We start from the raw sequence: 11,803 nt of genomic DNA, 5'->3' as shown, positions 1-11,803 counted from the left end.
CTTTACGTTAAAATCTATTTCATTACCAGTTAGAATTTGAGCAAAATTATCACCAAAAAAGGGCCATTGCCCTTTTTTGCGATAAACTGAATACGAGGGTTTATTTCAACCCTGTGACACGGCTCGTATTTTTTTCTCCGGCTCGCGTTCTCAACAATACCTTACTTTCATCTGAGACACTCATCTGATCAGTATAAGGCTGCCAAGATTCGCCATTGTCTAAGCTCACTTCAATTGTAAGATAAGGGAACGCACTATTCGCTTCAAGTTTACCCAGCACCACCTTGGCACCAGGAACTGGAAGGTTTGGCTTAATGCCATCGTTTTGTAACTTTGCAATCTCTTTTAAAGACAAGGCTGCGGCAAAGGTTGAGAAGTCCTTGTTTAACTCTTTTTGGTTAATACGACGCCCTTCCCAATCCGCTTTATGCCAAGCACGCTCCGCAAGCGAAAGCAAACGAGGGAAAATCAATCGTAACACTTGGTCTTCCGAGCGAATGGTCTCACTCCATATTTGCCCTTGCATACCAAGGATATTTTGCGGTTTTTTAAGCGCGGGCAACTCTCGACCAACTAAGGCTTCTAGGTTCACGATAGGCTCACGGTTTCGCGTGAAGTCCGCATTCGCATAAATATTATCTGGCATATACGAAAATGCTTTTTTCGTATCTGTGTAACGAGTTGCCCAATAATAGCCGCGCTCTTCAGGGTGCGCTTCATAAGGGTGATCAAAGTACAAATGTGTACCGTGAGACAAAATAACTTGGTAATTGTTGTTTGCAAAACGGTGGGCTCTGTCTGCAACGCCCCACTCCCAAATGTTATCCCAAGTATTTACCAAAAACTGTGGATTTGGGAATTCATCACGTTTAAAGGTCGTCGTGGTGTTATACATTAAACCATCTTCCCAAGCGGCAGGGGTGATCCCACGCTTAGCAAGCAATTTTGCAACTTTTTGAGTAAAGTATGGTTTTAAATCATTAGGTCCAGCCACTCCGTTGTCGGCGACCGCAAATAGCTCATTACATGCTGGTGATTCAGTCCATGAGCCCTTTCCAACCTCATCGCCACCAAAATGGACTGTCGTTAACATAGTGCCAGCATCGCGATACATTTCCTGCAGTTCATATACCACCTTCTCCATAAAGGCATAGCTTGAGTCCAAGCAAACATTAATAGAGTTATCAGTATAGAGTTGCACGGTTAGATACTTTGAAGTGTCATCAATATCGTTCAGAAGATAGGCTTTGGCCTCTTGTGCTTTACCTGCTTCCATCAATTTGTGATAACGCGCTTCCATCGACTTAATCGCAGCACGAGCATGTCCTGGGCTTTCGATTTCTGGAATGATCTCAATATGACGCGCGGTGGCAAATTTAAGTAACTCTACAAAGTCCTCGCGAGACAGGTAACCATTTCCACTTCCCGTTTTGAAAGGACCTGTGCCCAACTGAGTCAGTAGGCACTCACGCTCTTGTAAATCAAAACAACGGAATGCGCCGACTTCCGTTAACTCAGGGAGCCCAGGGATCTCTAGTCGCCAGCCTTCATCATCTGAGAAGTGCCAATGGAACTTATTTAACTTATAACGCGCCATCTGCTCAATTAATTTAAATAACGCATCTTTACCATGATAGTTACGGGCATTGTCGTAATGCATACCACGCCAGCTAAAACGCGGAGAGTCTTTGATCTCTACGTGAGACAAGGTAATTTCATTTTTACTATCGGCAGGAAATAGCGCAAGCAAACTTTGAATACCGTAAAACACACCAGCATTATCAATACCCGTGATTTCAATCACATCATCATCAATATCTAATGTATATGATCCGGCTTGGTTGTAGTCATAATCGCGCCCTAGACTTTTCGCAACTTTAAGACGGATCGTCGGGATATTTCCTTCTGGCACGTGATTAGCTTCAGCTTTTAAATCCAGTCCATACTCTGACAAGTCTTCTTGAAAAACGGCGACTTCTGACTTCAAGCGTCCGGCAAAGCGGATCTGCCAGTTTTTGTTAAGGGTGATTTCGCCACGATTAAAGTCGATGTGCTCAGGCTTTGGAATGATACGTCTTAGCGCATCTTCTTTTGAGACCGAAATATTGCTTTGATTACGTTCAAAACGCAGCGCTGCATTCGCTATCTGCGTGTAATCGGTAGGTGTATTGTATCTTTTCAGTTGGTTCTCACGCTCAAATGGCGCAACGAACTGTGTCATGTCTTCTGTATCAGTATTTGCAAAAATGACCGGCTTATTTTTACCTGACACAATAAAGGCACGCGGCATAAAATCGCTGTATGCAGCAACCCAAGCCGAACCATCAAAAGCTAACTTGAGCTTTTCACCGGCTTTTAAGCCAGCAAACGAATCGGTAGGAGTTATACGATGAAGGTCGCCATTAATATGTTCAAAGCGCAAACCTTCAGCGGTTTCCGTTGAAATATGACGAACTGAGTGCAAATAGATTTGCCAATCACTTTGTCCTTTTGGTAGATCAACTTTTGAATTGTTAGTCAGTGTAATAGCACCGCTAAAGCCCCCAGCACCATTACTGAAGTTATTTTCTACCGCAAATTCAAAATGCGTGTCACTTGCAAATTGCGCTAACTGCTGCTGCGTAAATGATGCGTGTGTATAGAACGAGCACCCAGCAATTATCGCCCCAAGCAAAGTCGTTTTTATTCTCATCTTTTGCTCCCAGTCTTCATGTTCAATTCTAAATGAACATCATTTAATCACTTATTGTTCCTAAACATCATATAAAAGTTAAAATGACAGCGCTATCATTATTTTTTCATATCCTTGTGTTAGACAAAATGAAGCTACTCTGATTTGGCTGTAAATACCATCAAATAGCGATGAACTAAACCTTGGAAATAGCGAGTGTTTGCAGAAAGTGCTGAATTGAGTGTGGTATTTTGTGAGAAGTTCAGAGGATTGTAATTGGATGTCGTAAAAGCGGCGGATTTACTGCAGGAACACAATAAAACCGCCACGAATTCAAAATGTGAAATTACCAGATTTTCACTCTGTCTTCTGGTTTAAGATACATCTTATCGCCTTCTTTCACATCAAATGCCTTATAAAACTCTGGCATATTCGGCAGCACACCAATCACTCGATAATGACTTGGTGAATGCGGATCTGTCATTAGACGATTACGCAGCTCTTCATCGCGATACTTACGACGCCAAATTTGTGACCAGCCCATAAAGAAGCGCTGCTCCCCAGTGTAACCGTCAATAACAGGCGCTTTTTGATCACCTAGTGAAATTTGGTACGCTTTATAAGCGACAGTTAACCCGCCTAAATCACCAATATTTTCACCCAGTGTCAGTTCACCGTTTACACCCGCATCTTCAAACGGTTTAAAACCATTAAACTGCTCAACCAGCTTTTGGCTACGTGCTTCGAATTGTGAAAGGTCAGACTCACTCCACCAATTACGTAGGTTACCATCACCGTCGTACTTCGCACCTTGGTCGTCAAAGCCGTGACCTAACTCGTGACCGATAACCGCACCGATTGCACCGTAATTTACTGCATCATCCGCTTCTAGGTTAAAGAATGGCGGCTGTAAAATCGCAGCAGGGAATACAATCTCGTTATTCACTGGGTTATAGTACGCGTTCACCGTTTGTGGTGTCATCAACCACTCGCTACGGTCCACAGGCTTGCCTAATTTATCGATCATCTCCTGATTCGCAAATTGACTATAACGTACGTAGTTACCGACTAGATCATCAGGATTGATCTCAAGTGCGGAATAATCTTTCCATTTGTCAGGATAACCAATCTTTGGCGTAAACTTATTGAGCTTATCTTTTGCAGCTATCTTAGTTTCAGCACTCATCCACTCAAGGCCATCAATCGCTTGATCAAACCCTTTAATAAGGTTTGCGACTAATTCTTCCATTCTAGCCTTAGCTTCTGGTGGGAAATACGACTTAACGTATATCTTGCCTAGCATTTCACCAAGTACTGAATTACTTGCATCCACCGCCTTTTTCCATGTTGGCGCTTGTTCTTCTACACCCGTCAATGTTTTACCAAAGAAACCAAACTTAAGGTCAACTACATCTTTACTTAGTAACTCGGCGTAGTCATTGGTAAAGTGGAATGTTAAGTAGTCTTGCCATGCTTCTAGCTTTGAATCTGCAATGATTTTAGACAGCGCTTCAAAAAAACTTGGTTGGCTTACAATAAGAGAATCCGTTTTAATACCAAGTGCGCTTAAAAATGCTGATGTATCAAAGTCAGGCATTAATTGATTAAACGCATCATTGCTTAGCTTGTTATAGGTTTTAGTCGCGTCGCGGCTTTCAACACGTGTCCATTGCGCCTCGGCAATTTGCTTTTCTAACTCAATAATATTTAGTGCAGCTTGGCCTGGATTTTTATGACCAGCCTTAGCTAACAATTGTTCGATATAGCGCTGATACTGCTCGCGAATTTTACTAAACTTTTCGTCATCTTTCAGGTAGTAGTCGCGATCAGGTAAACCAAGCCCTGACTGGAACATGTAGAGTGCATTTTCACTTGAGTTTTTAGCGTCATTATTAACATACCAACCGAATGGAGTGCTAGCACCGGTTAAACGCATTTTAGCAAAGATAGCTGGTAGCTCCGATTTACTCTTCAAGTCTAGAATTTCTTTCAGATAAGGCTTAACAGGGTTTAAGCCCAACTCGTTTCTCGCGCCCTCGTCCATATAACTTTGATAAAACGCACCCAACTTTTGCTCATCGCTACCTACTTTAGCTGAGCCGTTGCTAGCAGCATTCTCAAGCACTTTACGCAGCGCTTTTTGTGACTCATCATAAAGCTGAGAGAAAGAACCATAATTTGATTTGTCTGCTGGGATTTTGGTTTTCTCTAACCAATGACCATTAACGTGAAAGTAAAAATCATCTTGTGCACGCACTGATTTATCAATATTTTCCAATTCGATACCAGAATTCAAAACCGCCTTTTGTGCTTCGGCTTGTTCCGCTGGTTTTTGTTGTTGTGTTTGCGGTTGTTCGCTACAACCAATCAATCCCAATGCAAGTGCAACACTTGCAGCGGTCAATGATAGTTTTTTCATTTTTATTCCCCTGATAGAGTTTCGCTTGTAAACGTCGTATCCCATTCATCTAGATAAAATAATGCTCAAATTACATACAAATGAATTGAATATAGACATAACCTGATGGCTTGAAAAGAATTCCTTCTAACTGTGTGTCCTCTCAAACTTCAGAGCAACGAAAGTCGTTAGCTGATGTTTATTTACACGTAAGCGGTCATTCACTAGTCTACCGATGCACATAGTGAATGACTATGACTCTGAGTGCTTAATTTAGTAACAAAGTTTGTCACTAATTTTTGCGCGTTTGTAATAATTCAACAATCGCCTTATTGGCCTCAGGAAACGTGAGCTCATGCAACTGTTCAACTGCAACCCACTGAGAAGGCTGCCCTTCTGCGCCATGAGCTTCACCAGAAAAGTCCTCAACATGATGAATGTATAAGCATACGGCTTTATCAGCATAGTCATGCTCAATACGCATTAGCTCAGATGAGTTATAGATCTCAATGCCTACCTCTTCTTGCAGCTCACGTTTCAATGCCGAAAAGACATCTTCACCGGCTTCCATTTTCCCGCCTGGGAATTCCCAAAGCCCACCTTGATGTTGATCTTCACCTCTCAAGCATACAAAGATTTTCTGATTTTTTTCAATCACACCAACGGCGACTTCAACACGTTTTTTTTGCATCATTTACTCCATAAAAAAAGCGACTTAGCGTCGCTTTTTATACAAATTTAGATTTAGGGCCTGTTATTTTAGTTTTCCGCAACACTGCTTAAACTTCTTGCCTGATTGGCAAGGACAAGGATCATTACGACCTACTTTTGGCTCATTTCTATGAGCAACAGACACGCCTTCTGGTGCATCACCACCTACGCGCTCAACCTCTTCGTGTTGATATTCACGTGGTGCTTGCTCACTCTTACGATGTTGCTCTTCAACTTTCTCAACATCTTCCTCAGCACGAACCTGAACTTTACTTAGTACGCTAACAACGTCAATCTTTAAGTTTTCAAGCATTTGTGAGAATAACTCAAACGACTCACGCTTATATTCTTGCTTCGGATTCTTCTGTGCATAACCACGTAGATGAATACCTTGACGAAGATGATCCATTGCCGCTAAGTGATCTTTCCAATGCTGATCTAGGCTTTGTAGCATAACTGCCTTTTCAAAGTGGCGTAATACATCTGGGCCTACCATCTCTTCTTTTTGTTTGTACGCCTTATCAACGTCTTCTACGATACGATCGCGTAGCACTTCTTCATATAGTTTACTGTCTTCTTCAAGCCATTTTGCAATCGGAAGTTCAACATGGAAGTCATTTTTCAAGCGCTCTTCAAGTGCTGGGATGTCCCACATTTCCGCCAGACTTTGCGGTGGAATATACTGATCAATAGTCGCATTCAATACATCTTCACGAATAGCGGTGATAGTCTCTGAGATATCGCCTTCTTCAAGTAGTTCGTTACGCTGTTCGTAAACCACTTTACGCTGGTCGTTAGCAACATCGTCGTACTCAAGTAATTGTTTACGAATATCAAAGTTACGCGCTTCTACTTTACGCTGTGCATTTTCAATGGCACGGTTAACCCATGGGTGCTCAATAGCTTCACCACGTTGCATACCTAGTTTGCGCATCATGTTCGTCATACGCTCACCTGCGAAGATACGCATCAATGCGTCATCCATCGATAGGTAGAAGCGGCTTGAACCAGCATCACCTTGACGACCTGCACGACCACGCAACTGGTTGTCGATACGGCGAGATTCGTGACGCTCAGTACCAATAATATGTAAACCACCTGAAGCCAGTACTGCATCATGGCGCGCTTTCCAAGCGGCTTTAATTTCTGCTATTTGCTCTTCCGACGGATTTTCTAATTTTTCAACATCCGACTGCCAGCTGCCACCCAGTACGATATCCGTACCACGACCAGCCATATTCGTCGCAATCGTTACCTTGCCCGGTAGACCCGCGTCCGCGATAATATCCGCTTCTTGCGCGTGGAATTTCGCATTCAGTACATTATGTTCAATTTTTTCTTTGCGAAGGAAGTGAGAAAGATACTCAGAACTTTCGATAGACACCGTACCCACCAACACTGGCTGACCACGTTCTTGGCAAGAACGAATGTCTTCAAGAATTGCTTCAAATTTCTCTTCTTGCGTCAAATATACAAGATCCGCACGGTCATCACGAACCATAGGTTTGTTGGTTGGGATAACTACGGTATCTAGGCCATAGATTGACTGGAATTCGAACGCTTCAGTGTCCGCTGTACCTGTCATACCTGCAAGCTTGTTATATAAACGGAAGTAATTCTGGAATGTGATTGAAGCCAAGGTTTGGTTTTCGTTCTGAATACGAACCCCTTCTTTCGCTTCAACGGCTTGGTGAAGACCCTCAGACCAACGACGACCTTCCATCGTACGGCCAGTGTGCTCGTCAACGATGATAACTTCGTTATCTTTTACAACATAATCAACGTCTTTTTGATATAACTTGTGAGCACGAAGTGCCGCGTAAACATGGCTTAGTAATGAAATATTACCTGCTGAGTAAAGCGAGTCACCTTCTTCAATCAAACCACGCTCAGTCAGTAACTCTTCAACTTTGATTTGACCACGCTCGGTAAGGTGAACTTGTTTACCTTTTTCATCAATGGTGAAATCGCCATCGCCTTCCACGCCTTCTTCGTCTTCTTTTTCTTGCTGTACAAGATCAGGCACAATTTTATTGATTTCGGCATAAAGCTCAGAGCTATCTTCAGCAGGACCAGAAATGATCAGTGGTGTACGCGCTTCGTCGATTAGGATTGAATCCACTTCATCCACAACCGCATAGTTAAGTGGACGTTGTACACGCTCTTCAACACTAAACGCCATGTTATCGCGCAAGTAATCAAAGCCGAACTCGTTATTGGTGCCGTAAGTGATATCCGCTGCATAGGCTTGCTTTTTCTGCTGTGGCATCATGCCTGGTACGTTACAACCTACAGTAAGGCCTAGGAATTCAAAGAGTGGACGGTTTGTCTCGGCATCACGCTTAGCTAAGTAGTCGTTGACGGTAATAACGTGAACACCCTTACCTGAAACCGCATTTAAATACGCAGGTAATGTTGCTGTTAGTGTTTTACCTTCACCCGTTCTCATTTCTGAAATACGACCTTGGTGCAGCACCATACCACCAATCATCTGCACATCGAAATGACGCATTCCAAATACGCGCTTAGATGCTTCACGCACCGTAGCGAACGCCTCTGGTAATAAATCATCTAGACTTGAACCTTGCTCAATACGCTGTTTAAATTCAGCCGTTTTTGCTTTTAGTTCATCATCGCTTAATTTGCCATATTGCTCTTCTAACGCATTGATTAAAGCGACTGTTTTTCTTAGGTTTTTGATGGTGCGATCATTACGACTACCAAAAATTTTGGTAAAAATATTTGCTAACATGTTTAAACCGTTTCACTCTGTGTATTGGCTGACCCATTTCTCTAAGCCAATGTGGTTAAGGCTGGGTCGCGCTTGTCCTGTTGGCGACAAAAGCGTTCCTAAATTCCGGTTTTCATTTTGCCAATTTAGGAGTGAGCATTTTGTATCTTGCCGAGTTAAAATTATGCCCTATCATACCAGACTCTTTGTTTCTGCAAACCTTATTGGGTAAATAATACCAAGTTCAATTGCAAGAAATCTTTACTGTTGGGCGTAAGCGTACCGTTGCAAGTGATAAAGTTTAGTTAGCATCTAACTCGACTCAGTTATTCGAGTACAGAGCTAAGCGCTTTCGACAACAAATGTTGGTACTTTTGGATTTCTCAAAAATTTGTCTCTGATATACTTAGAAGACTGAGAAACCACCAGTACGGAGTAAATTGACTCCGTATTATCCCGATATGGCGGTTATTTTTTATTTTTCAACCTATGGGAAGTAAGTCATTGGCTAAAAATCGCTACAATCCAAAGCCGCTTGATGAAGTGATGGGTGGGTGGTCAGATAAACTCAATCAATATGGCCAAAAAAGCGCCCAAGCGGCACAGTTACAGAGCTGCTTGGAAGAGACTCTAGGCCCTATCCTGAGTAAGAAATGCCGTGTCGCTCACTACAAAGAAGGGACACTAACAATAGAAGCTGCTTCAGCAACGCTTGCTACTCGGTTAAACTTTTTGAAAATGGATATTCTCAGTGCATTTAGAAAAGTTGGATTACATGACTGTGCATTGGTTAAAATTACCACCAATCCAGAAGCTCAGCAGCGTCTCACCAACAAGGTGGAATCCCAATCTTCGACCTATCAAGCCAATCGCAGTATGAGCCAAGCCACTGGCGAGCATTTGCTAGCGCTGGCGCAGTCCGCTCCACCATCGCTTAAGGCGAAACTAGAAAGACTCGCTAAACACGCAAACACAACGCAAAAAAAATGACGCCTTTGCGTCATTTTTTATCAAACTGTATTAGCCTAAGAGGCTTATGCCGTTGCGGTATTGATACCCGCTTCCATTCCTGGCGCTGGCATACTGACTGGCTCTTCGAACGTTGCCCACTCCCACGCTGACTCAGTTGCCATGATTTCACGAAGCAACATATTGTTTAGGCCGTGGCCTGATTTATAGCATGAGATCTTACCTAAAATGTTGTGACCTGCCATAAACATATCACCCACACAGTCTAAGATCTTGTGTTTAACAAACTCATCCGCATAGCGCAGGCCATCAGGATTTAATACTTTAAACTGGTCTAAAACAACCGCATTATCCATGCTGCCACCTAAGGCTAGGTTGTTTGCATGCATGTATTCGATATCACGCATAAAACCAAAAGTACGAGCACGACTGATCTCTTCCGTAAAGCTTTGAGCGGTAATGTCTAATCCAATACGTTGGCGGCTAGCATTGATCGCAGGGTGATTGAAGTCGATTTCAAAGTCGATGTGGAAACCATCGTAAGGCTCAATTTCAGCCCACTTGTCGCCATCTTCAACACGCACTTTTTCTTTGATGCGAATAAAGCGCTTGGCAGCGTTTTGCTCTTCAATACCGCCTTTTTGAATTAAGTAGATGAATGGCAATGCACTGCCATCCATAATAGGCACTTCGGCGCTGTCTAACTCTACGATGAGGTTATCAATCCCAAGCGCAGCTACCGCGGCAATCAAATGCTCGGTAGTAGACAAGCGAACGCCGTCTTTATTTGTTAAACACGTACACAGTTGCGTGTCGCCCACAGCTTCCGGTGTTGTTTCAAAATCAACAACAGGGTCTAGATCAACGCGGCGAAATACAACACCTGTATTCACACCAGCTGGTCGGAGAGTGATCGTGACCTTTTCACCTTTGTGTAAACCTACACCTGTGGCTTTAACGACTTGTGCAATCGTACGTTGTTTAATCATATATTCGCCCACTTAAATTCTAGATAGGCGGCGGAGTATAACATAGTTCCACCAAACTGCCAATCTTTGTTTATTTTTTATACAAACTTTAGTCTGACTGCTTACGTAAAAAAGCCGGAATATCGAAGTAGTCACCTTTTTCTTTACTGTCGTTGCCTTTTGCGCTTGCTGAACTAGAAGCTTGTTGTGGCTTCTGTTCTTGCACTTGTGGTGCTGGCGCTTCAGTTGGTTGCTCCGGTTCTGCCGCTGACGTTTGTGGCTGTGTAAAGCTTGGCACATACATGCTCGTTTGTGAGCTAGTTTGTGTGCCACCTACCGCATCTGAGCCTGAGGCTTGTCTAAAGCTATTGTCTACAATACCAAATTGCGGACGACGGTCACCACCTAAGCCTGTAGCAACCACGGTCACTCTAAGCTCTTCGCTCATTTCAGGGTCAATAACAGCACCCACTACCACTGTCGCGTTCTCAGACGCTAACGCTTTAACATGGTTACCAACGACCTCAAATTCTTCGATAGTAATGTCCATGCCAGCAGTGATATTCACCAAAATGCCTTTCGCGCCAGTTAGATCAACATCTTCTAAAAGCGGGCTAGAAATCGCGGCTTCCGCTGCTTCTTGTGCACGATCAGGACCTGTTGCCGAAGCCGTCCCCATCATTGCAGTACCCATTGCTGACATTACAGTTCTCACATCCGCAAAGTCAACGTTGATTAGACCTGAACGTGTGATCAACTCTGCAATACCTTGTACCGCGCCATAAAGCACGTCATTTGCTTTTGCGAAGGCATCTAGCAGTGTAGTCCCTTTACCAAGAACTTTAAGCAATTTGTTGTTTGGAATTGTAATAAGTGAATCTACAATTTCTGACAACTCAGCAATACCTTGCTCAGCCGCAGCCATGCGCTTTTTACCCTCGAGATCGAAAGGACGCGTTACTACAGCCACAGTCAAAATACCTAGTTCTTTTGCTGCGCGTGCAACAACAGGTGCGGCACCGGTACCTGTACCGCCGCCCATACCGGCTGCGATAAATACCATGTCTGCGCCTTCAAGGCTGCTCTTGATGGTTTCTAGATCTTCTTCTGCTGCGCTGCGGCCCACTTCTGGGTTTGCGCCAGCTCCAAGACCTGAGGTAATCTGAGTACCCAGCTGTACGGTAATATCCGCAGACGAACGGCGTAACGCTTGTGCGTCAGTATTCGCTACGATAAAACGTACGCCTTCAATTTCTTGGTTTACCATGTGCTCTACGGCGTTACCGCCGCCGCCACCGACACCGATGACTTTAATGACAGCTTCTTCGCTGTGCTGTTCCATAATATCAAACATC

Annotated in this window: 7 protein-coding genes; 1 reads left to right on the top strand and 6 read right to left on the bottom strand. The window is 43.5% G+C overall.

Annotation, left to right across the window (positions count from 1 at the left end; genetic code table 11):
* Positions 1-100 precede the first annotated feature (100 nt).
* From PNC201_RS02635 to secA, 4 genes are all read right to left on the bottom strand, one after another.
* The gene (locus PNC201_RS02635) at positions 101-2,692 is read right to left on the bottom strand and encodes a family 20 glycosylhydrolase (RefSeq protein ID WP_102056083.1); all 2,592 of its coding nucleotides are present in this window, start codon (positions 2,690-2,692) and stop codon (positions 101-103) included.
* Positions 2,693-3,017: 325 nt separating this feature from the next.
* Complete coding sequence (locus PNC201_RS02630; RefSeq protein ID WP_102056082.1) at positions 3,018-5,090, bottom strand: M13 family metallopeptidase; 2,073 nt, start codon at positions 5,088-5,090, stop codon at positions 3,018-3,020.
* A 271-nt stretch (positions 5,091-5,361) separates the two neighbouring features.
* Positions 5,362-5,760: an 8-oxo-dGTP diphosphatase MutT gene (gene mutT, locus PNC201_RS02625; protein ID WP_010605794.1), complete on the bottom strand. Its 399-nt coding sequence runs from the start codon at positions 5,758-5,760 to the stop codon at positions 5,362-5,364.
* A gap of 63 nt (positions 5,761-5,823) precedes the next feature.
* A complete protein-coding gene (gene secA, locus PNC201_RS02620; RefSeq protein WP_102056081.1) occupies positions 5,824-8,532 on the bottom strand; it encodes a preprotein translocase subunit SecA in 2,709 nt (902 codons plus the stop codon).
* A gap of 483 nt (positions 8,533-9,015) precedes the next feature.
* Here secA and PNC201_RS02615 point away from each other — a divergent pair, with 483 nt between their 5' ends.
* Positions 9,016-9,501 carry a DUF721 domain-containing protein gene (locus PNC201_RS02615; RefSeq protein WP_227387496.1) on the top strand — a complete coding sequence of 162 codons (486 nt, stop codon included), beginning with the start codon at positions 9,016-9,018 and terminating at the stop codon, positions 9,499-9,501.
* 44 nt (positions 9,502-9,545) lie between these two features.
* On the opposite strand, the gene lpxC is transcribed toward PNC201_RS02615, so the two are convergent.
* Together lpxC and ftsZ are read right to left on the bottom strand one after the other, a co-directional pair.
* Positions 9,546-10,469, bottom strand: a complete 924-nt coding sequence (gene lpxC / locus PNC201_RS02610) for a UDP-3-O-acyl-N-acetylglucosamine deacetylase (protein WP_010368639.1) — start codon at positions 10,467-10,469, stop codon at positions 9,546-9,548.
* A gap of 88 nt (positions 10,470-10,557) precedes the next feature.
* Entirely contained in the window at positions 10,558-11,802 is a 1,245-nt protein-coding gene (gene ftsZ, locus PNC201_RS02605) for a cell division protein FtsZ (protein ID WP_010605797.1), read from the bottom strand.
* Between the last annotated feature and the right edge of the window lies 1 nt (position 11,803).

Origin of the sequence: Pseudoalteromonas sp. NC201, assembly GCF_002850255.1 — a bacterium.
Taxonomy (GTDB): Bacteria; Pseudomonadota; Gammaproteobacteria; order Enterobacterales; family Alteromonadaceae; genus Pseudoalteromonas.
The sequence above is the reverse complement of the archived record's forward strand: the minus strand, read 5'-3'. Positions and strand labels throughout refer to the sequence as shown.